Annotated in this window: 20 protein-coding genes; 15 read left to right on the forward strand and 5 right to left on the reverse strand. The window is 36.5% G+C overall.

Features of this window, described 5'->3' with window-relative positions; all coding sequences use genetic code 11:
- Positions 1-73 precede the first annotated feature (73 nt).
- Complete coding sequence (locus tag BM201_RS10835) at positions 74-1078, reverse strand: alkaline phosphatase D family protein (RefSeq protein ID WP_245758621.1); 1005 nt, start codon at positions 1076-1078, stop codon at positions 74-76.
- 205 nt (positions 1079-1283) lie between these two features.
- Here BM201_RS10835 and BM201_RS10840 point away from each other — a divergent pair, with 205 nt between their 5' ends.
- From BM201_RS10840 to BM201_RS10855, 4 genes are all read left to right on the forward strand, one after another.
- Positions 1284-2300, forward strand: coding sequence for a DHH family phosphoesterase (locus BM201_RS10840; protein ID WP_092542526.1), 1017 nt, complete (start codon positions 1284-1286; stop codon positions 2298-2300).
- The gene (gldI, locus tag BM201_RS10845; RefSeq protein WP_092542528.1) at positions 2297-2851 is read left to right on the forward strand and encodes a gliding motility-associated peptidyl-prolyl isomerase GldI; all 555 of its coding nucleotides are present in this window, start codon (positions 2297-2299) and stop codon (positions 2849-2851) included. Before BM201_RS10840 ends, gldI begins: the two co-directional genes overlap by 4 nt.
- Before the next feature lie 39 nt (positions 2852-2890).
- A complete protein-coding gene (locus BM201_RS10850) occupies positions 2891-4006 on the forward strand; it encodes a peptidylprolyl isomerase (protein WP_092542530.1) in 1116 nt (371 codons plus the stop codon).
- A gap of 83 nt (positions 4007-4089) precedes the next feature.
- Positions 4090-4698, forward strand: coding sequence for a hypothetical protein (locus BM201_RS10855; RefSeq protein WP_092542532.1), 609 nt, complete (start codon positions 4090-4092; stop codon positions 4696-4698).
- A gap of 3 nt (positions 4699-4701) precedes the next feature.
- On the opposite strand, the gene BM201_RS10860 is transcribed toward BM201_RS10855, so the two are convergent.
- Together BM201_RS10860 and BM201_RS10865 are read right to left on the reverse strand one after the other, a co-directional pair.
- Positions 4702-6162 carry an aminoacyl-histidine dipeptidase gene (locus BM201_RS10860; RefSeq protein ID WP_092542534.1) on the reverse strand — a complete coding sequence of 487 codons (1461 nt, stop codon included), beginning with the start codon at positions 6160-6162 and terminating at the stop codon, positions 4702-4704.
- 212 nt (positions 6163-6374) lie between these two features.
- Positions 6375-8246, reverse strand: a complete 1872-nt coding sequence (locus tag BM201_RS10865) for a DUF4859 domain-containing protein (RefSeq protein ID WP_092542536.1) — start codon at positions 8244-8246, stop codon at positions 6375-6377.
- Between the two features lie 153 nt (positions 8247-8399).
- Between BM201_RS10865 and BM201_RS10870 the strand changes: the two genes are divergently transcribed.
- The 8 genes from BM201_RS10870 to BM201_RS10905 all read left to right on the forward strand — a co-directional run bounded on the left by BM201_RS10870 (position 8400) and on the right by BM201_RS10905 (position 20148).
- Complete coding sequence (locus BM201_RS10870; RefSeq protein ID WP_092542538.1) at positions 8400-9473, forward strand: DUF3810 domain-containing protein; 1074 nt, start codon at positions 8400-8402, stop codon at positions 9471-9473.
- A gap of 82 nt (positions 9474-9555) precedes the next feature.
- The gene (locus BM201_RS10875; protein WP_092542540.1) at positions 9556-12540 is read left to right on the forward strand and encodes an amidohydrolase family protein; all 2985 of its coding nucleotides are present in this window, start codon (positions 9556-9558) and stop codon (positions 12538-12540) included.
- A gap of 12 nt (positions 12541-12552) precedes the next feature.
- Complete coding sequence (locus BM201_RS10880; protein WP_092542542.1) at positions 12553-13866, forward strand: amidohydrolase family protein; 1314 nt, start codon at positions 12553-12555, stop codon at positions 13864-13866.
- Positions 13867-13939: 73 nt separating this feature from the next.
- Positions 13940-14746, forward strand: coding sequence for a TrmH family RNA methyltransferase (locus tag BM201_RS10885; protein WP_092542544.1), 807 nt, complete (start codon positions 13940-13942; stop codon positions 14744-14746).
- Positions 14747-14788: 42 nt separating this feature from the next.
- A complete protein-coding gene (locus BM201_RS10890; protein ID WP_092542546.1) occupies positions 14789-16030 on the forward strand; it encodes a M48 family metallopeptidase in 1242 nt (413 codons plus the stop codon).
- Between the two features lie 135 nt (positions 16031-16165).
- The gene (locus BM201_RS10895; protein ID WP_092542548.1) at positions 16166-18376 is read left to right on the forward strand and encodes a RelA/SpoT family protein; all 2211 of its coding nucleotides are present in this window, start codon (positions 16166-16168) and stop codon (positions 18374-18376) included.
- 30 nt (positions 18377-18406) lie between these two features.
- Positions 18407-18862 carry a Fur family transcriptional regulator gene (locus BM201_RS10900; RefSeq protein ID WP_084841716.1) on the forward strand — a complete coding sequence of 152 codons (456 nt, stop codon included), beginning with the start codon at positions 18407-18409 and terminating at the stop codon, positions 18860-18862.
- An 11-nt stretch (positions 18863-18873) separates the two neighbouring features.
- On the forward strand, positions 18874-20148 hold the full coding sequence (locus BM201_RS10905) for an adenylosuccinate synthase (RefSeq protein WP_092542550.1): 1275 nt from the start codon (positions 18874-18876) through the stop codon (positions 20146-20148).
- Positions 20149-20224: 76 nt separating this feature from the next.
- Here BM201_RS10905 and BM201_RS10910 read toward each other — a convergent pair whose 3' ends face one another.
- Positions 20225-21067: a ferritin-like domain-containing protein gene (locus tag BM201_RS10910; RefSeq protein ID WP_092542552.1), complete on the reverse strand. Its 843-nt coding sequence runs from the start codon at positions 21065-21067 to the stop codon at positions 20225-20227.
- 25 nt (positions 21068-21092) lie between these two features.
- Positions 21093-21872, reverse strand: coding sequence for a ferritin-like domain-containing protein (locus tag BM201_RS10915; RefSeq protein ID WP_092542555.1), 780 nt, complete (start codon positions 21870-21872; stop codon positions 21093-21095).
- 260 nt (positions 21873-22132) lie between these two features.
- Between BM201_RS10915 and BM201_RS10920 the strand changes: the two genes are divergently transcribed.
- The 3 genes from BM201_RS10920 to BM201_RS10930 all read left to right on the forward strand — a co-directional run bounded on the left by BM201_RS10920 (position 22133) and on the right by BM201_RS10930 (position 26642).
- Entirely contained in the window at positions 22133-23965 is a 1833-nt protein-coding gene (locus BM201_RS10920; protein WP_092542557.1) for an OstA-like protein, read from the forward strand.
- Positions 23958-25145, forward strand: a complete 1188-nt coding sequence (locus BM201_RS10925; RefSeq protein ID WP_092542559.1) for an aspartate aminotransferase family protein — start codon at positions 23958-23960, stop codon at positions 25143-25145. Before BM201_RS10920 ends, BM201_RS10925 begins: the two co-directional genes overlap by 8 nt.
- 99 nt (positions 25146-25244) lie before the next feature.
- Positions 25245-26642, forward strand: a complete 1398-nt coding sequence (locus tag BM201_RS10930; RefSeq protein WP_092542561.1) for a tetratricopeptide repeat protein — start codon at positions 25245-25247, stop codon at positions 26640-26642.
- Positions 26643-26678 lie beyond the last annotated feature (36 nt).

The following is a 26678-nucleotide window of genomic DNA, read 5'->3' on the forward strand; positions in this document are numbered from 1 at the left end:
GTTTTTTAAATTTTGAGCAAAAATAACCAATTCTCTTCCAAATACAAGGTTATTAAAACTTTATATCAATTTTCTAAAATTTGACGCTTGTTTCTTGCAAAAGCGCATTTTCTATGCCTCTCATTTGCATATTAACTTCCTGATTTTCAAAATCAAAGTTCAAAACACCAAAACTTAACTGAAAAATCACCTCTCCTTCACGATACATATTAGGCTCTCCACTAAACCCATCGTAAACATGTGTCATTCCGCTAGAAGTAAAGTCGTACAATGGCGCCTCCAGACCTTCGATATCCATTTTCGAAAATTCTGAAATATGACGATCACCACTAATAATGATCGGGTTTTTAATTCCTGAACTCACAATTATATCTAATAAATGCTCACGCTCTTCTGGAAAATTCGCCCATTTTTCAAAACGGTGTTGGCGACTTAACACCTGGATGCTGCTCATTATAACATGATAATCTGCCGTGCTATTATTTAATTCATTCTCTAGCCATATCCATTGTGCTTCTCCTAAAATGGTCCCTTCTCGCCCTTCATTAATAGGATCTCTAAAATAACGAGTGTCCAGCAAAATCACTTTTATGGTTTTCCCTTCAGCATTCAAATTCTGTGAATAATAGACGCCTTCTCGATCTCTACGCGAATCATCCTCGGGCACATTCATAAAATCAAGAAATAATTGCTGACTTTCAGCTTTCTTGCCCCACTCTTTCCCGGCATTGTTACTTCCAAAATCGTGATCGTCCCAGGTTCCCAGCATCACTGTAGAATTTACCAACTGCTGATATTCTTCAACATTATTCTGAAAATTATACATCTCTTTCATCTTCTCCATATCTGGCGTATCGGCATAAATATTATCACCACCCCAAATAAAAGCATCTGGATTATGAGCCAAAATTGGGTCCCAAAGTGGTTGCGGATTGTCCTGATCGTTACAACTACCAAAAACAATGGTATAATCGTACTCTTTTGGATCGATTTCCTGCTCGTCGGTATTAACGACGTTAGAGGTAGAATTACAACCTAAAAGAAATAATAAAACTGAAAATCGTAAAATTCTAAGCATTTTTGTTGTTTTGTGTCCAATAAAAATAAACATTGACTGCCAACTTCTAAAGACCGAAGCTAAGTTTAACGAAATGGTAAATTACCCATAATTAAACAAATGCTGATCTAGAAAAAAATTATAGCAGAAATAGATTAAAGAAGGATGAAATCGTGATTACCGAGCAAAGCTTAATAAGACATTAAATTGTATCTTTACCAATCTTATGATAGAGCAATATATTTTAGAAATTACTGCGGAATTAGCTAATGCTAATAACATAGTGATCGTGCCGCACAAAGGCCCAGATGGTGATGCCATGGGAAGCACCCTGGCCTTAATGCATTTCCTGAAAGATAAAGGACATAATGCTACCGTAATTGCACCTAACGAATATCCAGACTTCCTTAAATGGCTACCCGGGAACGACGAGGTAATTATTTACGAAGAGGATAAAAAAACAGCAGACGAAATTATCGAAAAAGCTGAGATCATTTTTACGCTAGATTTTAATGACCTTTCTCGTTGTGGTGATATGCAAAATTCTTTGCAGGCAAGCGAAGCAACTTTTATAATGATCGATCATCACCAGGAACCTGCAGATTATGCAGATTACACCTATAGTGATACCAGCATGAGCTCTACCTGCGAGATGGTGTACCATTTTATAGAAAGACTCCGCGCCAAAAAGAAAATCACTCCGCAAATTGCAAGTTGTCTCTATACAGGGATAATGACCGATACCGGATCTTTTAGATTTTCGAGCACTACACCAAACACGCATCGTGTGGTAGCAGATCTTATTGAAAAAGGTGCTGAAAATAGCAAAATTCATCAGGATGTTTTTGATACTAATTCTGAAAGCAGATTGCAATTACTGGGCGTAGCGCTTCAAAATTTAAAAGTTAATCGACAATTTAGAACGGCTTACATTACCATTTCTCAAGAAGAATTAGATACTCACAATTTCAAAAAAGGAGATACTGAAGGTTTTGTGAATTACGGACTTTCTCTTGATGGAATTATTTTTGCAGCTATTTTTATCGAAAATAAACAAGAAGGAATCATTAAAATTTCATTCCGTTCTAAAGGTGACTTTTCAGTAAACTCATTTGCTCGCGCACATTTTAATGGTGGTGGACACAATAATGCGGCCGGCGGAAGAAGCGAAGTCTCTATGAACGACACCATTGTAGAATTTAATCGATTACTTCCTGAATATAAAGAACAACTTCAGGCATGAAAAAACTAATTTTTAGTTTCTTAATAATTTCAGCAGCAATTTCCTGCAAATCTCCAGAAGCACGTTATCCTGTAAGTCAGAATTCAGGTAGCTACATTAATGAATCGGTAACACGAAATAAAAAGCTACTGGCGCAGGAAGAATCTTTAATAAAAGAAATTATTGCAGAAGATAGTACTACAAATTACATCGCCAGCAACGGCGGATTTTGGTATTTCTACAATAAAAAAGTAGCCGATTCTGTTTCTACCAAAAAACCAGAATTTGGTGATATTGTAAGTTTCGACTATCACATTAAAACTCTGGATGATCAAACAATTTATGCTGAAGGTGAAAAGCCAACAAAGGAATACGCTATAGATCAAGAAAATTTATTTAGTGGTTTAAGAAATGGATTAAAACTTATAAAAGCCGGTGAAACTGTTACGTTCTTATTTCCGTCGTACAAAGCTTTTGGATATTATGGCGATAAAGATCGCATTGGAACCAATATTCCCATTAAAACAACTGTAACTTTACATAGTATCCAGGAGATAGATTCTATAAACTAAAAATCTTATTTATTTTTACCCAAAATTAAAATCAATATAATGAAGAAATTTAGCCTTTTACTTTTAAGCGCTATTGTTTTGGCTTTTACAGCCTGTAAAGATGATTACCCAGATCTAGAAGACGGGATGTATGCAAGATTCGATACTTCTATGGGGCCTTTTATAGCTGAACTTTATTACGAACAAACTCCAATTACCGTTGCCAGTTTCGTTTCTCTTGCTGAAGGAACCAGCACTATGGTAGACAGTACTTATAAAAACAAGAATTTTTACGATGGAATTATTTTTCACAGAATCATTGATGGTTTTGTGATACAGGGTGGTGATCCAACAGGAACCGGTCGTGGTGGCCCGGGATATCGTTTCCCAGATGAAACCATCGATAGTTTAAGTCATGATTCTAAAGGAATTCTTTCTATGGCTAATGCTGGGCCGGGAACTAATGGTAGTCAATTTTTTGTAACCCTAGCTCCTACTACCAATCTAGACGGAAGACATACCGTTTTTGGTAAAGTAGTAAAAGGACAGGATGTTGTTGATGCCATAGGAAAAGTAGAGACAGATCCTCGTGATCGTCCTGTAAAAGATGTTGTGATCAATGAGGTTGAAATTATCAGAAAAGGAAAAGCAGCCAGAAAATTTGATGCGCCACAGGTTTTTGCAGATGAACTTCAGAAAATTAAAGATGCTGAAGCAGAAGCTGCCAGAAAACTTGAAGAAACAAAAGCCGAAAATAAAGCTATGTTCGATAAATATCGTGACGAAGCAGAAACTTTAGATAGCGGACTAGGAATTCATATTCTTGAAGAAGGAGATGGACCTAAACCTAAAATTGGACAAAAAGTTGGTGTAGATTACGAAGGTTACTTCTTAGATGGTGGCATCTTTGATACCAGCAAAGAGGATGTTGCCAAGAAATTCGACATCTTCAATGAAATGCGAAGTATGCAAGGTGGTTATGCTCCATTAAATATTCCCTACGGTCCAGATGCACCTATGATCGCCGGGTTTAATGAAGGTATCGAACAAATGAAAGTTGGTGATAAAGCTATTTTATATATTCCAAGTCATCTTGCTTATGGCGAAAGAGGTCGTGGACCAATCGAACCAAATACCGATTTAGTTTTTATTGTTGATCTGGTGGATATTAAATAAAAGCTTTTATTTAATAATATAAAGCCTGCCACTTGGCAGGCTTTTTGCTTTTTAGGTAAAATGTTTCATCAACTATCATCTAAATGAGAAAATTTTTCTTTGCCCTGCTTGCGCTTACTTTTGTATCCTGCAATCTATTAAATACAAATAACCTAAATAATGATTTTAGGTGGAAGAATAGAAAGTTTGAAACTCCGAAAAACACTTCATTAAATTTCAAACCAGAATTGATTAAGACTTATAATGAAGATTCTTATTTCCTGAAAAAATTCTTCGAAAAAGACTCTCAAAAAATTGTAAATAATTTCAATAAAATTCTAGTTAAAGATCTTGAAGAAAGAAATTTCAATTTCTCAGCAAAAACTCCAAATTATAAAATTTCAGTAGACACTTTAATTTTTAAAGAAATAGTTAAAAACGAAAATGTCTATACCTATGAAGAAAGAGATTTCTTAGGAATTTATGAGAAATATGCGGTAAATTTCAAAGTAATTGGTAAGGTAGAAACAGTAGATACTTCTGCAGTTATTGAATCTGACATAAATTTTGAAGCTACACCAAGAGAAGGTATGATTATCAAAAAGTATGTCGCTTATGATAATAAAAACACAAATTTAAATAAGGTATGGAAAAACCTTCTGAACAAATTCAGCTATCGCTGCTACGAACTTATTCAGAAGGAAATTTTATAATTCCTATTTCTTCGGAATATTTTTAAGCACTTCTAGCGTAAAATCCCAGAACTTCTGTGTTGAAGAAATACTTGCTCTTTCATCTGGTGAGTGTGCTCCTCTAATTGTAGGTCCAAAAGAGATCATATCCATTTCTGGATAATGATTCCCTATAATTCCGCATTCCAATCCTGCATGACAGGCAGCAATATTAGCCTTTTCGCCATGTTGTTTTTGATAAATTTCATCTAAAACTTTAAGAATTGCAGAAGCTGGATTTGGCGCCCAACCAGGATATTCTCCAGATTGTTTTACTTTAAACTTAGCTAGCTCGAAACTTGCCTGCAAGCTATGTGCAAGATCACTTTTTGTAGACTCTACAGATGATCTTGTAAGACATTTTATTTTTGCCTTTCCGTTAGCGACCACTACGTTAGCGATGTTATTTGAAGCTTCAACCAAACCTTCGATCTCGGGACTCATTCTATAAACACCATTATGTGCAGATGCAATCGCTTTTATGATCTCCATTTGATCTTCAACCTTCATTAGTTTTCCGCTAATTTCAGCTTCAGAAATACTAATATCCATATTAGGCTCTAGGCTGGCATATTCTTTTTTGATCTCATCGATCCACATCAACATCTGCTGAACAAAAAAGTTGGTATCTTCTTTATCTACCGTTACAAAAGCCTCACTTTCACGAGGGATGGCATTTCGAAGTCCGCCTCCATGTAATTCAGATACTCGTAATCCAAAATCGCGATAAGCAGTATATAATAATCTTGCCATTAATTTATTGGCATTGGCCAAACCTTTAATGATATCCATTCCAGAATGTCCACCTTGCAGGCCTTTTACTACGATCTTATAGCCAACACTATTATCGGGAACATTTTCTTCTTCGTATTCACGCAAAGCTGTAATATCGATACCACCGGCACAGCCAATACCTATTTCATCATCTTCTTCGGTATCTAGGTTCAATAAAATATCACCTTTTAATAATTCTGAAGAAAGTCCTTTTGCCCCTGTCATTCCTGTTTCTTCATCTATGGTAAAAAGAGCTTCGATCGCCGGGTGTGCAATATCATCGCTTTGTAAAATAGCCATTATCGTTGCAACTCCAAGACCATTATCGGCTCCAAGTGTTGTTCCATCTGCTTTTACCCAATCGCCATCTACATACATTTTTATTCCCTGGGTATCAAAATCGAACTTTGTATCGTTGTTTTTTTGATGCACCATATCTAAATGGGATTGCAAAACAACCATTTTTCGATCTTCTAAACCAGCTGTTGCCGCTTTACGGATTACAACATTACCGGTTTCATCAACCTGGGTTTCCAGACTTAACTGCTCCCCAAAGTTTTTGATAAATTCGATTATTCTGTCTTCTTTTTTAGACGCTCTAGGCACTTCGTTTAGATCTGCGAAGTTATTCCAAAGCGCTTTGGGTTGTAAATCCCTTATCTCATCATTCATTTTTATATTTTTTGATGTATTTTCAAAAATAATGCTATTTAATTGAGAATTAAAGACAAGAATTATAATAATATCTTAATTTAAGGACTAAAATCAAAAATGGGATCCTTACGAATCCCATTTTTGATGATTTCAGAGTAAACTATTTTACTTTTTCAAAGGCACAGACAGCTTTTAAATTTAGTCCTAAAAACATCGATTTTCGAGTAGAATTATTCAATAGTGATATTGAAAGTGATCGTTGCCTGAGCAAACTCACCAGTATCGTATTCGTAGACTAAAGCCTGACTAATCGTGTAAATATCTCCTGAAACAGAATGCCCCGGAAATTGACCAATTTCAAAATTAAAGTTGCTTTCAGTAAATTCTGAATATACTACCGCATTATCTCCCCAGCCAATCACGTCACCGGCAGCGTCAAACCAATGTCCGTAACCATTCGCTGTCGTTTCAGCAATTAGATCTCCGTTGCTATTTACTGCATAAAACTGAATTGAACTCCCTATTTCCTGTGCTATTTGATTAGGCTGCATTAAGAAAGCTTCCGCAATTGCTTCAGTATTTAAGGTGACATTTGTTCCTGTATAATTTTCGGTATCTGCAGGGAACGAAATATCATAACTTAGATCAACATTTTGCGGTTCACCATCTTCAGGAAGATCTACAATTCCCAAAATATTTGTTTCAGCAAAAGAAACCTGATAAGGCCATTGATCGTCATTACTATTATCATCGTCCCATGCGTGCGGTGAATATTCGCTTGGAGCACCGGTCACCACAAACCATAGATTTGTTGTATTTTCTGGCACTACAAAAGAGGCAGATCCATCACTATCATTATTCATATCGCCATAAACACGAGTTCCGTTTTCTTGTAGTGCGACAAAACCATAACGCCAACCAGCGATCGAAGCATCTACAGTATTAAACCCAGCTGCATTGGGGATCCCAGTAAAATCTACGCTAACCTCGGTATTTGCTTCAGGAACATTTAAAGGAATTACATTATATCCTGTTGTTTGCGGAGCATAATCTGGACTCACAATATGGCTACCATCTTGCTGACTGGTATAATTATAATTTTGAGCGCCAATAAAGTCTTCGCCATAACTTCTAAGATCGTCCAAATCCCAGGTTACAAATTTTGTTGCTGCATCGTAAATTTCAGCATTTAGATCATCTACGCTTATGCCTGTAATTCGCATATATGCCTGGATTGGATCTTCTGGTTCCCGAGCTTCTCGCCATAAACGACCAATAAAATCCCTACCATGTAAAGAAGTCCAGTAATAATGAATAAAATAACTAGCGTAACGATAATCTTCGTGATGAATATGTTTATTATAATTTTCAATATACACTCCAAAATCCCCAACGGTAAATGCAAGTTCTGGATACGACTGAAATCCTTGCCACTGTGCAGTTTGCTCCCAGAAAGCATTTCCGCCATTTCCGCCAAAACCATATCGAAAGCCATGACCATTTGCTATATCTGAAAATACCTGATATTGAAAACTATGACCTATTTCATGCGCAATAGTATGGCCAACGGGTTGCGCAGTATTAGGACTTATCCATAAAGCACCAATCGTATCATCGTAGCCAGAGCCTGTAGCCAGCCACTCTTCTTGATAAAATAGAAAGATCATCATTTTATACTGGTCAAGATTAGAGTTTCCTACTCCAGTTTCTGCGAAACCTAATTCCCCAATATTTAGCGCATAAAAATCTTCAGCTCGATCCAATAGGTCGTCGATATCTACACGATACTGCGCAGGCGTATCTGCAGATCCCGGAGCGTTATCACCATAGCCTGCTCCCCAAAAAACAATAAAATGTTCTGATTCACGGCTGCGGTTATAAGTCCACGTACTTTCTGGGTCTTCAAAATCCATTTCGCTAAACTCATTGGGGATGTAAATTGAAAGCTCTCCTTCTTCTGGAACAGGCTCTTCTTCGGGTTCTTCAACAGGAGTTTCTTCCTCTTCACCTCCAACAGGATCTTCGAAAGATTCATCTGAAGAACAATTCACAAAAAATAGATTCAAAAGCAATAGAATAATTAGCTTTTTAAGTAATCTCATAAAAATTTATATTAAGTAGGTTAGAATAAACATCAATATTATAAAGTCTGTTCATTTTAAATTCCTATTATTTTCCCCCATCCTTCGATTAAATTAGCATTTAGAAGAAAACAATTTCTTTATACTAGGCTTAAAAATCCTATTTTTGAGATTGTGAAAAAGAAGTCCCAAATAGTATTGGCCATTTTACTGCCGCTCCAGATTATATTCATCAGGTTACTGGCAGGAAACGAATGGCTGATAGAAAGTTGGTATAGTCGCGGAATTTATCCGTATATCTCTAGAATAATGCGTTGGTCACTTGGTATTTTACCATTTTCCTTTGGCGATGTTTTATATACGCTTCTTGTAATTTTTAGTATCCGCTGGCTTATTAAAAGATTTAAAACGCGGTTTAAAAAACCAAAAGAATGGATCGTAGAGATGTTTGCGAGCCTCTCTATCGTTTACTTTTGTTTTCATCTATTTTGGGGTTTCAATTATTACCGTCTGCCACTCCACCAGTCTTTAGATATCGATAATGAATATTCTACGGAAGAATTAGTTTTATTAACTGAAAAACTTATTGAAGAGTCCAATAAAATTCATCGTGAAATTGTACAAAATGACTCAGTAAAAGTTGATATTCCATATTCTAAGGCTGAAATATTTGACGTTACTGTTGAAGGCTATGATCATATCGAAACAAATTTCCCAGAGCTTACTTATACCGGCCGAAGTTTAAAAAGATCTTTATTTAGCTGGCCACTTACATATATGGGATTTAATGGCTATTTAAACCCACTTACCTCAGAAGCTCAAGTAAACACCACAATATTACCTTTTAAAATTCCAACGACTGCAAGCCATGAGGTTGGGCATCAATTGGGTTTTGCTAAAGAAAACGAAGCGAATTTTATTGCCTGCCTCGTCACGATCAATCATCCAGATCCATATTTTAGATATTGCGGCTTTACCTTTGCGCTTAGATATTGCCTGGCAGAACTTTTTAGAAGAGACCGCGAATTGGGTGAAAAGCTGATAAAAACACTTAACCCCGGTATTCTAAAAAACTACCAGGAAGTTGAAGATTTTTGGCTTCAGCATCAAAATCCTTTTGAGCCTATGTTTCAGGCTTTCTACAACCGTTTCTTAATGGTTAATAATCAACAGGAAGGTCTACGCAGTTATAGTTACGTAGTTGCCCTGCTCGTTAATTATTACGAGGACGTAGAAAATGCATTCTAAAAACATTAAAGATTTATTAATTTTTTCTTAATTTTCTGCTTTTTATAATTTCAACCACATTGTAACTAAACCCCTAACATTTATGAAATTTAAATTTCTACTATGTTTTCTATTCCTGGGTGTCACAAACTTATCTGCTCAGGATTACTTTCCCACAAATTCGGGAGTCAAAACCACCAATACCAACTATACTGTTTTTAAAAATGCAAATATTCATGTAGACCCCACATCTACAATTGAAAATGGAATGTTTGCGATACAAAATGGAAAGATCACGGCTGTTGGTAAATCGATCTCAACACCAAAAAATAGCGTGGTGATCGATCTTGAAGGAAAAGATGTTTACCCATCATTTATTGATCTTTATAGTGAATTCGGAATCAAAAAGCCAGAACGGCAATCTAGCTTTGGAAGATCTGGACAATATGAAGCAACTCGCGAAGGGTTTTACTGGAACGACCATGTAAGACCAGAGCAAAATGCCGTAGAAAGTTTTAGCTACGATGCCAGAGAAGCCGGAAAATATCATAACGGAGGATTTGGAGTAGTGAATACTCATATCGCAGACGGAATTATTCGTGGAACCGGAGCTTTAATTGCTTTAAATCCAAACGGAACAGAAGGAGACCGAATTTTAAAAGATCGCTCTGCACAATATTTATCATTCGATAAAAGTGTTAAATCACCACAATCTTATCCATCTTCTACAATGGGGGTTATGGCTTTGATAAGACAGGCTTACCTTGATGCAAAATGGTATGCAGATGGCCATGCAGATAATAAAGATCTTGCCTTAGAAGCTTTAAACAGAAATAAAAATCTAACCCAGATTTTCGCTACAGACAATTTGCTAAACGAGCTTAGAGTAGATAAAGTAGGTGACGAATTTGGTGTGCAATATGTAATTTTGGGTAGCGGTTTCGAATACGAAAAACTAGACCAAATTAAAGAAACCGGGGCTACATATCTTATTCCTTTAACTTTTCCTGCAGCTTACGATGTAGAAGATGGTTTTATGGCAGAATATGTAAGTCTTGCCGATATGAAAAGATGGAATCAGGCTCCTGCAAATTTAAAAATGCTTGCTGATGCAGATGTTCCGTTTACAATTACCACCAAAGGTCTGGACCCAGCAAAAGAATTTAAAGAAAATCTCTTAAAAGCTATCGAATATGGGCTTTCTAAAGAAGATGCTCTTGCTGCATTAACGACCACTCCTGCAAAAGTAATTGGCCAGGCCGGTAAAATTGGAGAAATTAAAGAAGGTGCCTGGGCAAACTTTATCATCACCTCTGGAGATTTCTTTGAAAAAGACTCAAAAATCTTCGAAAACTGGGTTCAGGGTGAAAAAGCGGTAATTAACACTATGAACACCACAGATATTACTGGTAAGTATGATCTGGAATTAGACGGAAAAGAATATACTTTAAATATCACTGGTTCTGCTGAAAAACCAAAGGCTAAAATCGAAGCCGAAGATGTGAAAGTAGGATCTAAATTAAGTTTTGAAGATAGCTGGATGAATTTGTTGATCTCTTCTCCAGATACTACAAAAACAGAATTTATCAGGTTAACTGCTAAAGTGGCTTCAGCTTCAGATAAGATTAGCGGTAAAGCAATATTACCGAACGGAGACACCACTTCGTTTACTGCTACAAAACAATCTTCAAATGAAAAATCTGAAGATAGCGAGGATAAGAAAGAAGATGAAACTTCTAATCCTGAAGTTGTACCGGTTACTTTCCCTAACGCCGCTTATGGTTTCGAGGAAATTCCGGAAGCAGAAAATATACTTTTCAAAAATGCAACCGTTTGGACTAACGAGGAACAGGGCATTATGGAAAATGCAGATGTTCTGGTAAAAAAAGGGAAAATCGCTAAAATCGGTAAAGATCTTAAAGCTGGAGGAGCAACGGTGATCGACGCTACAGGTAAACATTTAACTTCAGGTATCGTAGATGAACATTCTCATATTGCACTTTCTTCGGTAAACGAAGGTGGTCATAATTCTTCTGCTGAAGTTACTATGGAAGATGTTATCGATCCTACAGATGTCGCGCTTTATCGTGATCTTGCCGGTGGGGTTACTACTGCACAATTGTTGCACGGTTCAGCAAACCCAATTGGAGGTAGATCTGCAATCGTTCGTTTAAAATGGGGATCTTCTGCAGAGGATATGATTTTCCCAGACTCTCCAAAATTCATAAAATTTGCTTTAGGCGAAAACGTAAAACAATCTAACTGGGGAAGCGGTAATAGATTCCCGGTTACAAGAATGGGTGTAGAGCAGGTATTTATGGATTACTTTGGTCGCGCTAAAGAATACATGAAGAATAAAGAAGCCAATCCAGATTCTTACCGTAAAGATATCGAGATGGAAACGCTTGCAGAAATTCTTCGTGACGAAAGAAATATTACTTCCCATTCTTATGTGCAAAGCGAGATTAATATGCTAATGCATGTTGCAGATAGTATGGATTTTAGAATAAATACATTTACCCACATTCTTGAAGGTTACAAACTCGCCGATAAAATGGCCGAAAGAAATATTGGTGGTGCAACATTCTCAGACTGGTGGGCTTATAAATATGAAGTTGAAGATGCTATTCCTTACAATGCAGCGATCATGCATAGCCAGGGCGTTGTCACTGCAATAAATAGTGATGATGCAGAAATGAGCCGTCGTCTTAATCAGGAAGCTGGAAAAACAATGAAATATGGAGGATTAACCGAAGAAGAAGCCTGGAAACTAGTCACATTAAATCCTGCAAAATTACTTCATATCGATGATAAAGTAGGAAGTATTAAAGAAGGTAAAGATGCCGACTTGGTTCTTTGGAGTGACCACCCACTATCGGTTTATGCAAAAGCGGAAAAAACATTGATCGAAGGTGTTGTTTATTTTGATATTGATCGTGACAAAGAATTAAGAGAATCGATCAAAAAACAGAAAAGCGAATTGATAACACAAATGCTTCAGGCGAAGAACAAAGGCGTTAAAACGCAACCAGTTGTGAAAAAAGACAAAGTTGAGGCGCATTGTAACACTATGGGAGTAATCCGATAAAAAATTCAGAAAATGAAAATATTTAATATCACATTTATACTTGCATTTATTTCTGTTTTAGGATTAAATGCGCAACAAATGCCCGCCGCAAAGCAATCTGAAGCTGTTAGCATCGTTGGTGCTACCGCTCACATTGGTAATGGCGAGGTGATCGAAAACAGCCTTATCATTTTTGAAGATGGTAAGATCACATCTGTAGGCGATGCTTCGGCTGCAGCTTCACAAGCCAAGGGAGAAATTTTTAATGCTGAAGGAAAACATGTTTATCCAGGTTTTATCGCTCCTAACGCTACCCTAGGTTTAGTAGAGATCGATGCAGTTAGAGCTACAGACGATGAGGACGAAATTGGTGAAATGCTACCACATATTCGTAGTTTGGTAGCGTACAATGCAGAAAGCCAGGTAACCGAGACAATGCGTCCGAACGGAGTGCTTTTAGGACAAATCGCGCCTAGAGGAGGTTTTATCTCTGGAACTTCTTCTATTGTACAGTTTGATGCCTGGAACTGGGAAGATGCTGCTGTAAAAAAGGATGACGGACTTCATATTAACTGGCCAAACAGCGTTCGTCGTGGTCGCTGGTGGATGGGTGAAGATCCTGGAGTAAAACCTAGCAAAGAATACCAGGAAAACATCATTAAATTAAAAAGCTTTTTTGCTGAAGCTAAAGCATATTTAGCCGGTGATCAAAAAGAAAATAATCTTCCTTATTTAGCGATGGAAGCAGTTTTTTCTGGGGATAAAAAAGTTTATGTTCATGTTAATGGAGAAAAAGAGATCCTTGATGTAATTCAGTTTAAAAAAGATGAAGAATTAGCAAATCTTGTGATCGTTGGAGCTTACGATGGTTTAAAAGTGATCGATGAACTTAAAGCGAATGATATTCCTGTATTAACCGGAAGACCACACAGTTTACCAAATCGCGATGACGATGATTATGATCTTCCTTATAAATTAGCGTCTCAATTGGCTAAAGAAGGAATTCTTGTAGGAATCGAAGGCAGCGGAAGCATGGAACGTATGAATTCCAGAAACCTTCCTTTTTATGCGGGTACCGCAGCTGCTTATGGTCTTGATAAAGAAGAAGCCTTAAAACTTATCACCAGCAATACTGCTAAGATCCTGGGAATCGATGATTTTGCCGGTACTTTAGAAGAAGGTAAAGACGCTACACTTTTTATTAGCGAAGGTGATGCTTTAGATATGAGAACCAATATTCTTACCGATGCTTTTATCCAGGGTAGAAAAATTAGCCTGGATACCAGACAAACCAAGCTTTGGAAAAGATATATGGAAAAATACGAAAGACAGGAAGCAGGAGAATAATCCTTAAAACTTCCTTTAAATTCAACCAAAAGCTGCTCGAAATCGGGCAGCTTTTTTTATTATTTTTGCCTTTATGAATACAGAAATTTCGAGCACCCAAAATAAACGCATCAAAAACCTTTTACAGCTTCAGGAGAAATCCAGAAATCGTAGAAAAGAGCGCAAATTTGTGGTCGAGGGATTGCGAGAAACAGGCCTGGCACTAAAGGGAGGTTTTGATCTTTTGGAAGTATATTTTTGTCCCGAGTTCTTTTCTGAGAATAAATTCAAATCCATTCCAAATTTCGAAAATTCTAATGCCGAGATTATCGAAATCTCTTCAGAAGTTTATAAAAAATTAGCATATCGCTCGAGTACTGAAGGTTTACTCGCGGTATTCGCTTCAAAAGAAAATAGTCTAAAAACGTTTAATTTCAGCAACAATCATCCGCTTATTTTAGTTGCTGAAGCTCCTGAAAAGCCGGGAAACATTGGCGCGATCTTAAGAACGGCAGATGCTGCAAATGTAGATGCGGTTTTCATCGCCAACCCAAAAACAGATCTTTACAATCCTAATATCATACGATCTAGTGTGGGTTGCGTTTTTACCAATACCATCGCTACGGGAACTACAGCTGAAATTATCGATTTTCTTCAGCAAAAAAACATTTCTATTTACGCTGCGGCATTACAGGCTTCAGAAATTTATACAGAAATGGATTTCACTCAGGCTTCAGCCATCGTTGTGGGCACCGAAGCTACCGGACTAAACCAGGAATGGCGCGATGCGGCAAAGCAAAATATCATTATCCCAATGAGTGGCGCCATCGATAGCATGAATGTTTCTGTAGCGGCGGGAATTCTTATTTTCGAAGCCAAAAGACAACGATCATTTTTGTAGATTCGGCATTTATTTTGCTATCAAATTTTTAAAAATCTCGATTTGAATCCTGAAACTTTATTTTACATTATCGTCGCAATTATTTTGGCTGATTTTATTTTCGATAAAATCCTGGACACTTTAAATGCAAGGCATTTTGACGATCCCATCCCGGCAGAATTATCTGATGTTTACGACAAGGAAGAATATGAGAAATCACAACGGTATAAAAAAGAGCGTTATAAATTTGGAATCTTAACTTCTGGATTTTCACTTCTCCTCACGCTTGGTTTTCTATTTTTTGATGGTTTTGAATGGATAGATAATATCGCCCGAGGATTTTCTGATAATGAAATTCTAATTGCACTTATTTTCTTCGGAATTATAATGATTGGAAGTGATATTTTAACCACGCCTTTCTCCTACTACTCTACTTTTGTGATCGAGGAAAAATATGGTTTTAATAAAACCTCAAAATCGACATTTTTAGTCGATAAAATTAAAGGATGGCTTTTAATGGCTATTCTTGGTGGAGGCATCTTAGCGCTTATCGTTTGGTTCTATCAATTTGCAGGTTCAGATTTTTGGTGGTACGCCTGGATACTTATCGCTGCTTTTTCAGTTTTTCTGAATATGTTTTACGCCAAACTTATTGTGCCATTATTCAATAAACAAAGTCCGCTTGAAGATGGCTCGTTAAGAACCAAAATCGAAAACTACGCTAAAAGTGTAGGGTTTAAGCTAGATAATATTTTTATCATCGATGGCTCTAAACGAAGTACCAAGGCAAACGCTTATTTTTCTGGCTTTGGCAGTGAAAAACGTATTACGCTTTTCGATACTTTAGTAAATGATCTAGAGGAAGAAGAAATTGTTGCGGTACTTGCGCACGAGGTTGGCCATTACAAGAAAAAACATATAATTTTTAATCTATTTGCTTCAGTACTTACCACAGGTTTTACACTTTGGTTGTTGAGTCTATTTGTTGGTAATCCGCTTTTATCACAGGCTTTGGGTGTAGAAACTCCAAGTTTTCATATTGGTTTAATTGCCTTCGGAATTTTATACAGTCCAATTTCAGAAATAACCGGACTCATAATGAACCTTATTTCCAGAAAATTTGAATATCAGGCCGATAATTACGCGAAAGAAACCTATAACGCAAAAGACCTGATTAGTAGTTTAAAGAAACTCAGTAAAAATAGTTTAAGCAATTTAACTCCGCATAAAACCTATATTTTCTGGCATTATTCGCATCCAAGTCTTTTACAGCGTTACCGGAATTTGATGAGTAAGTCTGATTAGATATGAGATTTTAGATGCAAATAACAATATTGAATGTTTTTAGCACGATATTTTTTTATTGATTATTGATAACTGATTGTTGTTTATTGCTATATGAACGTTGTTTATTGAAATTTGTTTATGTATTTTTAAAATATGACAGAGGCAGCTATAGAAAAAGAAAATAAAGAGATCGCACAGCAGTACAAAGAACTGCTAAGGATTAGCTATCAAACATTAACCGATGAGGATAAAAAACTTATTCGATCGGCGTTTGATACGGCTGTTGACGCGCATAAGGATCAGCGTCGAAAATCTGGAGAAGCCTATATCTTCCACCCAATTGCAGTAGCTAAAATTGTAGCTTCAGAAATTGGATTGGATGCGACTTCTATTGCCGCTGCCCTACTCCATGACGTCGTTGAAGACACCTCATACACGCTGGATGATCTTGAAAGAATGTTTGGAGAAACCGTTGCCAAAATTGTTGATGGTTTAACCAAGATTTCAAGCCTTAAAAAGGATAAAGATGTTTCTCTGCAAGCTGAAAACTTCAGGAAAATGTTATTGACGCTTAATGATGATATTCGAGTGATTATCATCAAAATTGCAGATCGTTTGCACAATATGCAAACCATGGATGCAATGCGCAGGGATAAACAATTGAAGATCTCTTCAGAAACACTTTATATTTATGCGCCTTTAGCACATAGAATTGGGCTCTATAATGTAAAAACAGAGCTTGAAGATCTTGGATTGAAATATACCGAGCCAGAAGTTTATCAGGATATTTTAATCAAGATCAAGGAAAGTAAGGAAGAACAGGATGCCTATATTACTGAATTCTCCAGGGTAATCCAGGACTCTTTGGATAAGGAAAATCTTGATTACGAAATAAAAGGACGTCCAAAATCTATATTTTCGATTCGTCGTAAAATGAACGCTCAAAATATCAGTTTTGATGAAGTTTACGACAAATTTGCGATCAGGATCATTTATAAAAGTGACCAGGAAAATGAGAAATTTTTGGCCTGGAAAATATATTCTGTCGTAACAGATCATTTTAGACCGAATCCAACTCGATTACGTGATTGGATCTCTTCTCCAAAATCTACCGGCTATGAAGCGTTGCACATTACAGTAATGGGGCCAAAAGGTCGCTGGGTAGAAGTGCAGGTTCGTAGTGAACGCATGCACGAAATTGCAGAAAAAGGATATGCAGCGCATTACAAATACAAGAATGCCGGCGAGAAAGAAGAACAGGGAATAGAAGAATGGTTAAATCGCCTTCAGGAAGTATTGGAAAATCCTACGGTAAATGCGGTGGATTTTGTAGAGCAATTTAAACTGAACTTATATTCTAAAGAAATATTTGTATTTACTCCGCAGGGAGATTTAAAATCATTACCAAAAGGCTCTACTCCGCTCGATTTTGCATTCAGCATTCATACTGAAGTTGGAGCGCATACCCGTGGAGCAAGAGTAAATAACAAACTGGTTCCATTAAGTCATGTTTTAAAAAGTGGCGATCAGGTAGAAATTATAACTTCAGATAGCGCCAAACCCAATATCAACTGGTTAGATTATGCAACCACGGCAAGAGCACGAGCCAAAATAAAATCATCGCTTAAAGAAGAGAAAAAGCAAATTGCTGAAGAAGGTAAAGCAATCTTAACCCGTAAGTTAAGAGCTCAAAAGATTCCGTTTAGTGAAAAAACGGTGAACGAGCTTGTGGTTCATTTTCATCTAAAAACAAGTCTGGATCTATTTTACCGGGTAGGAATCGGGAAAATCGACAACCAGGCCTTAAAAGAATTTGCGGCCTCCAGAAGTAACGCCCTGGTAAGTTATATAAAACGTAAGATCAGCAAAAAACCAGAGGTTAGCCAGGATCTAAATAAAGATGAAATTACCGCCAATTATGATCAATTGGTTTTCGGTAAAGAAGAAGACGAACTGGAGTACAAATTGGCTAATTGCTGTAACCCGATACCGGGCGACGATGTATTTGGATTTGTTACGGTGAATGAAGGTATAAAAGTTCATAAAACAGATTGTCCAAACGCGATTCAATTACAAAGTAATTATGCGTATCGTATTATCCAGGCCAAGTGGGTAGACAGTTCACAACAGGATTTTAAAGCAGTAATTAAGCTAAACGGAATAGATAATATTGGTCTTGTAAGTGACGTAACACGAGAGATTTCGAGTAATATGCATGTTAATATGAAGAATATTAATTTTGAAAGTGACGACGGAATCTTTAGCGGAAGAATAACTGTTGTGGTAAAAAACAACGATATATTGACCAAAATTATAAACAGGCTTAAAAAAATTAACGGGATAGATAAGGTTAGCCGTGAATAATCGCATACCTTTGTGCGGCAGTAAAAAATTATGAGTAAAAAAGTTGTAAATAAGAACGATCAGGCAGTAGTTAAAAACGTATTTACCAAATTTTTGGAAGAAAAAGGGCACAGAAAAACCCCAGAACGTTTTGCTATTTTACAGGAGATCTATGATAATGATGAGCATTTTGATATTGAATCTTTATATATCAAAATGAAAAATAAAAAGTATCGCGTAAGTCGTGCTACTTTATATAATACGATCGAATTATTATTAGAATGTGGTCTGGTACGTAAACATCAGTTTGGGCAAAACCAGGCTCAATATGAAAAGTCTTATTTCGACAGACAACACGATCATATAATTCTTACCGATACCGGGGAAGTAATCGAATTTTGCGATCCTCGAATCCAATCTATTAAACAAACAATAGAAGAAGTGTTTGATATAGAAATAAACAAACATTCTTTATATTTTTACGGTAATAAAAAAACAACCAATTAAGTATAATTTTCATGGCGGTAGATTTACTACTCGGGCTTCAATGGGGTGACGAAGGCAAAGGAAAGATTGTCGACGTTTTCACCTCTAAATATGATATTATTGCTCGTTTTCAGGGTGGTCCAAATGCAGGGCACACTTTGGAATTCGACGGGCAAAAACACGTATTACACACTATCCCTTCAGGAATATTTCACGAAAACACTGTAAACCTTGTTGGTAACGGCGTGGTAATAGATCCTGTAATATTCAAAAGAGAATTAGATAATCTTGCAAAACATAATGTAGATTATAAAAGCAAGTTAGTGATCTCTAGAAAAGCACATTTAATTTTACCAACCCACCGTTTATTAGATGCAGCTTCTGAGGCTTCTAAAGGTAAAGCCAAAATTGGTTCTACCCTTAAAGGTATTGGACCAACTTATATGGACAAAACCGGAAGAAACGGCATTAGAATTGGTGATCTGGAATTAGACGATTTTAAGGATCGTTATCAAGCGCTTGTAGATAAACATGTAAAAATGATCGATTTTTATGATGCAGATGTTCAATATGATCTTGATGAATTAGAGAAAGAATTTTTCGAAGCAGTTGAAACTTTGAAGTCTCTTAAATTTATCGACAGTGAAGAATATTTACAACAAGCCCAGGCTAATGGTAAAACTATTCTTGCTGAAGGTGCACAGGGATCGCTTTTAGATATCGATTTTGGTACTTATCCATTTGTAACTTCATCTAATACAACTGCTGCAGGAGCCTGTACCGGGCTTGGTGTTTCTCCAAGACAAATTGGCGAAGCTTTTGGTATCTTTAAAGCGTATACTACTCGTGTAGGTAGCGGCCCATTCCCTACTGAACTTTTTGATGAAGATGGTGAAACTATGGGACGTGTAGGTAACGAATTTGGTGCGACTACCGGAAGACCAAGACGTTGTGGATGGTTAGACTTGGTAGCACTTAAATATGCTGTTCAGGTTAACGGAATCACACAATTGATCATGATGAAAGGTGATGTTTTAAGTGGTTTTGATACCTTGAAAGTTTGTACTGCTTATAATTACCGTGGTGAAGAAATTAAGCACCTTCCTTATAATATTGAAGAACAAAATGTTTCTCCAGTTTATACTGAATTAAAAGGTTGGTCTGCAGACCTTACTGGAATGACCGAAGCTTCTCAGCTTCCAAAGGAATTTAACGATTATGTAGATTTCTTAGAGAAAGAACTTAACGTACCAATTTCTGTAGTTTCTGTAGGGCCAGATAGAACACAAACAATTACAAGAAAGTAGATCGAAATTATCGATTTTTGATATAAAAAAAGGCTGTTTTTCAACAGCCTTTTTTATATATGGAAATTATGAAATACTACGATTCGTCTACGATAAATAAACTTGCAATCGCTGTAGCAGTTTCTCCTGACATAGGCTCATCAAAAGCCTGTGTTACTGCGGCAGTTACATCTCCTGCGATCGGAGAATCCCCATAATCATAGCCTACAAGATCTATTCCTGCCTGTGAAGTTACTTCTTCACCATCATAAACGTCTTGAGTTGCTTCTGGCATACCATCACCCCTATCATTTCCGGTGATCCATCCCTTAAGACCTCTAATTCTTCTAATTTCTGAAGCATGCTTCGCTTCTACAGAATGAATTTGAAGCGCAGGCTCTAAGTATGGAGTTCCCATAAGTGCTCCCGCCTGTCCTTTATATGCTCTTACTCCAGTATCTTCAAATGCCTGTGCTAAAGCTAACATTTGCGCTCTAGACACTTCCATAGAAGTATCTCCTTCGTTAAAAGGATCAAATGCACCGCCTGCGGTAAAATCGAAGGTTGGTGAATCGATAGAGTCTTCAGCTAAAGCAGCCATTAAGAAATCTACGTGTGCAGATTCATGTTTGGAGATCTGCATAAAAGCAGTTTCTTCTCTGGATCCTCCTTCTAAAACTCCAGATTCTAAAGCTCTCAAATAAAATTCAGCCTCTAGATATTCTAAAGTTAAGGCTAACTGAAGCGGCCCAACATGGTCAAAAAACATTGATGTTGCAGCAGAAGCTTTTGTGCTTTTTGAAGCTAATCCAAAAGGTACGGCAGCAATGGCGGCCTTTTTACCAAAAGAGCTTAATGTTCCAAACATGTCTCTTCTGGATGACTTTTTACTCATTAAATTCTCAGATGAAAATTCATCTAACATCTTTATAATACTCATAATTTTTTCGTTTTAAGTTAGTAGTTTACGATTCGTGCTGTGGTGCTGGTAAGTTATTCGCTGTGAATGGTGTTGCAACCACATCTAAATCTACAACAGCAGAGTAGATATCTGCTGGATCTGCAGCTGGATCTAATCCATTTTCATCTATCACATCATCTCCTGCAAAATCTGGAGAATTTGGATTTAGTAAAGATCTAATCGCCGATGCGTGTCTAGCCTCTACAGAAACTATTTTTCCAGCAATCACTAAATAATCTGCCATCGCAATACGATCTCCTGCACCATTATAAGCGCTTACTCCTGTATCTTCTAGTAGCATTGCGGTAGCTAAAACACTATCCCTACTATTTATATCGATACCTGCTGCTTCCAGATCAAATTCTAGATCTGGCAACATAGCTTCTGGAGTATCTGCTGTTGCAGCTGCGATCGCAGTTCTAAAAAATTCACGGTGAATTACCTCATGATTATAAAGATCGTCGAATAATTCTTGTTCTTCAGCTGGCGCTCCAGAATAATAACTTCCTGAGCGTACCGCTGTATAAAAAGCTGCTTCAAGCTGTTCTAAAGCATAAGCATAATTTAAAATACCTAGATCGCCGCTACCTAAATCAAAAACTTCTGGTTCTGGTTCTGGTTCTGGCTCTGGTTCCATACCTGGATTAAAATCATCGTCCTCACTACATGCATATAGTAATGTTGAACCTGCAAAGGCAAGGCTACTCATTTTAATAAATCTTCTTCGGGAACTTCCAGAATTCTTACCATCCTGTAATTCCAACTTTACAACTGGTTTTTTCATAATTAAATCTTATTAGTTTACACTAAACATACGGAGGGAAATACGCTCTGGTTTTAATTGAATCGTTAATGTTTTATTAAAGCGATTTCTAAAAACTTAAATATTGCCAATTTTTTAAAAGTTTTATTATTCATTATGAAATCATTTTATCTTGTTTATGTCTGAAAATTGAAATAATTCCGATTTCCAACGTTATAATTACTTCGATATCTTAGAAAGATGATCAAATCATTTTTCCTTATTTTTGCACAAATTTTTGAATGTTGAAGAACCTCATATATATAACCCTTCTCTTAATTAGTTTTAATGCCTTATCGCAGGAAAATGGCAGAAAAATCGATTACGAAAATGACCGCCAGTATCGTGATGAAGAAAAATATCCCGGCGCTCTAGTAATGAGTAAAGTTAGCAACCAGGTACATTTCACTCACCAGGGAATAGAAGTATGGTGTAATAATGCTGTTTTTTACGAAAGTGATAATTTCTTTAAAGCATACGGAGAAGTTAGAATGAAGCAGGGAGATACGGTAAGCATGAACAGTGATTATGCTGAATATAATGGTAACACTCAATTTGCATTTGCCAGTGGTACAGTAAAAATGGAAAGACCACAAACCACCTTAGAAACAGATACCTTATTTTTTGACCGGATAAAACAGGAAGCTTATTATAGGAGTGGAGGAAAAGTTACCGATACCGCCAGCGTTCTTACCAGTACAATTGGAAGATACTATTTTGAAGAAGATAAGTACACCTTTTTATCGAATGTAAAGATCACCAATCCAGATTACGTTGTAAATTCAGACCATATCGATTTTTATTCTGAAAGTGGGCATGCCTACCTCTATGGGCCTTCTACTATTGAAGGAGAAGAAAGTACGGTGTATTGTGAACGTGGTTTCTATGATACCCGTGGTGATACTGGATATTTTGTGAAAAATTCTAAGATCGATTACGATAATCGAACTGTTCTAGGAGACAGTCTCTTTTTTGACCGAAATAAAAGCTTTGCTTCAGCAACTAACAATATCCAGGTTATTGATACGGCAAATAATAGTAAAGTTACCGGGCATTATGCTGAAGTTTTTAGAGAAAAAGATTCAGTTATAATTACCAAATGGCCGGTAGCATCCAGCCTTCAGGATCAGGATTCAGTATTTATTCATAGCGACACACTGCTTGTCACCGGAAAACCTGAAAATAGAAAATTACGCGGATTTTACGATGTTAGAATGTACAAAAGTGATATGAGCGGTAAAAGTGATTCTATATTTGTAAACCAACAAGACGGAATTACTAAGCTTATCAATATAAATCCTGGTGAAAATTCGGCTACTTCAGTAAAAAGAAATCCGGTATTATGGTCTGGTCTCAATCAAATGACGGGAGATACGATTCAGCTAATTAGTAATAAGGAAACAGAAAAATTAGATAGCTTAAGAGTTTTTAATAATGCGTTCTTAATCAACAAAGATAGTATTGATGGTTATAACCAAATAAAAGGACAAATATTAATCGGTCTTTTTGAAGAAAATGAATTATATAAAGTTGATATTGATAAAAATACCGAGACATTATATTATAGCAGAACCGAAGATAAAGACTTAATTGGTATCAACAAAACCCTTTCCAGCAGGATCGAAGTCTATTTTAAAGAGCGCCAGATCGAAGATGTTTATTACTACCAGGCGGTAGATGGAAATTTAAAGCCTGAAGAACAGGTTTTAGAAAGTAATCGAACTTTGCAAGGTTTTAACTGGCGTGGCGACGAAAGATTAGAGAAAAAACAGGATCTCTTTAAAGGCAAAGAACCACCTGAGTTGGTAAAAATTCAGGGAATTCCTTTACCTGAACAAATAGATGACTTCTTTGATGAACGAGAAGATGGCGATATGTTGTTAAATGAAAATTCCAGATTAAGGCCACAAGATCTTAAAGATAAGGCGCGGGATAGCATCCCAAGTGTTCCCGCGATTCCTCAGGGAATTCAGGAAGATCCGGCTACATTTAATAGCTTAAAGTCTGAACAAGAAGAATCTACAAAAGAAAAAGATACCGTAACAAACCCAAAAGCTTCTTTAAAAATTGAATAAAGATTTTATACAATATCAGGCGCAAACAACGCCTCATCCATTAGGTTTAGAAGTTATCGATGCCAAGGGATCTTATGTATATACTTCAGATGGGCAAAAGCATTTGGATTTTGTAGCTGGTGTTTCGGCGACAAGTTTGGGACATTGTTATCCAGCCGTGATAGAAGCTATTAAAGAGCAGGCAGATAAATATTTGCACGTAATGGTTTACGGGGAATATGCGCAGGCTCCGGCGGTAGAATTTTCCAAGCTTTTGGCACAAAATCTTCCAAATCCTTTAAACAAAGTTTACCTGGTAAACTCTGGAACAGAAGCTATCGAAGGCTCCTTAAAACTTGCGAGACGTGCTACTAGAAGAACGCAAATCCTGGCAGCAAAAAATGCTTATCATGGTAATACTATGGGATCTTTAAGTTTGATGAATTTTGAAGAACGCCAAAAGCCTTTTAGACCATTAGTTGGGGATGTGGATTTTATTGAGTTTAATAATGAAGAAGATTTAAACCAAATTACAGAAAAAACTGCTGCGGTTATTTTAGAAACCATTCAGGGTGGTGGCGGATTTATTCAGCCAAAAAATAATTATCTAAAAAAAGTAAAAGCGCGTTGTGAAGCCGTAGGCGCATTACTAATATTAGATGAAATTCAGCCTGGTTTTGGAAGAACCGGAAAATTATTCGGTTTTGAAAATTACGAGGTCGTTCCAGATATTATGGCGATTGGTAAAGGAATGGGTGGCGGATTGCCTGTGGGTGCTTTTGTTGCTTCAGAAGAATTGATGGATCTGCTTTCAGACAAGCCAAAAATGGGACATATAACTACTTTTGGAGGAAACCCGTTGGTGGCAGCTGCCTGTCATGCCACTCTAAAAACCATTCTGGAAACTGAATTAATGGCAGAAACATTAGAAAAAGAAAAACGCTTTAGAGAATTGTTGATTCATCCATTAATTCATGAAGTAAGGGGAAAAGGTTTAATGCTCGCAGCTATTGTAGAATCTGAAGAAATCGCCAATAAGGTGATCTTAGATTGTAAAGAAAAAGGACTAATTCTATTCTGGCTTCTATTCGAAAAAAGAGCTGTTAGAATTACCCCGCCACTCACGATTTCTATGGAAGAAATAGAAGAAGGATGTGGCATTATAATTGACGTTTTAAATAAAATAAAAAACAAAGCTTAGGTTGTTGATTACTTTGTTAACAACAATTATAGCGTCTACGATACATAGTTAAATCCTTTTTTAACTTTAGTAAAGTAGAAATCCAGTAACAACTTGCTTATGCAGTTAAGTCATAACGAAGATAACAATTTCTCACTTTCCCGTTTCGAATCTATGTTAAAGACCAATGATGTATTGTTCTTTGATTCGAATGAATTCGAAAATATAATTCATCATTATCTAGAAATAGGAAAGATAAACCTAGCTAAGAAGGCAGTTAAATTAGGACTTTCTCAGCATCCATCATCAATCAACCTTAAACTTCTTAAAGTTGAAATTCTTGTTTTTGAAGACAAATTAGATCTTGCTGATGGTTTATTAGCCGAAGTACAGGATCTAGAAGCTAATAACGAGGAAGTTTACATCCAAAAAGCACAAATTTTCTCTAAACGTGACGAGCATCAAAAAGCCATCCAGGTATTAGAACTGGCCTTAGATGTTACTGATGAAGCTGCCGAAATTTATTCGATGATAGGGATGGAATATCTTTTTCTTGAAGATTTTGAAAATGCCAAGATCAATTTTATGAATTGTCTTGAAGCCGATGAAGAAGATTATTCTGCACTTTACAATGTGATGTATTGCTTCGATTTTCTTGGAGAAAAAGAAGAAGCTATCGAATATCTGAATATGTATTTGGATAAAAATCCATATTGCGAAGTGGCCTGGCACCAGGTAGGAAAACAGTATTTCGATCTCAAAGATTATAAAAAAGCCCTTGCAGCTTTTGATTTTGCGATAATTAGTGACGAATATTTTATAGGTGCTTACCTTGAAAAAGGAAAAGTACTGGAAAAACTAGAGCGATATATTGAAGCTATCGAAAACTACAATGTAACCTTAGAATTAGATGATCCTACTTCTTTCGCATACTTAAGAATTGGGAAATGTTTCGAAAAGTTAGGTAACGATAAACTGGCTTTATCTAATTACGAAAAAACGGTACATGAAGATCCGCTTTTAGACAAAGGCTGGATAGCGATCACCGATTTTTATATCAAAAAGAAAAACTTTAAAAAAGCACTTTATTATATCAACAAAGCGATAAATATTGATGAGGAAAATGTGCTTTATTGGAAGCGTTACGCAAAGATCAATAATCGCTTAGAGCTAAATAGAGAAGCTGAACGTGGTTATCGTAAAACCTTAGATCTTGGTAACTACGAGTTAGAAACCTGGATTAGACGATGTGATATTCTTATCAATCTTGCTGAATGGGAAACTGCGGTTCAAAACCTACTACAGGCGAACGAATTCTATCCCGGTATTGCAGAGATCGAATATCGTTTAAGCGGATTATATTTTATGCTGAATAATGCTGAATTTGGTTATAAGCACTTGGAAAATGGATTAAAAGCCGATTCTGAATATTACATTATCATAGAAGAACTTTTCCCTGAAATCTTTAAAAGGAAAAGTGTTAAACAATTAATAGATTCTTATCAAAAGGCTTCGTAGTATTTTCCTAACTTTGGGCGAATCTAATTTTTAGAA

Origin of the sequence: Zunongwangia mangrovi (genome assembly GCF_900112105.1) — a bacterium.
Taxonomy (GTDB): domain Bacteria; phylum Bacteroidota; class Bacteroidia; order Flavobacteriales; family Flavobacteriaceae; genus Zunongwangia; species Zunongwangia mangrovi.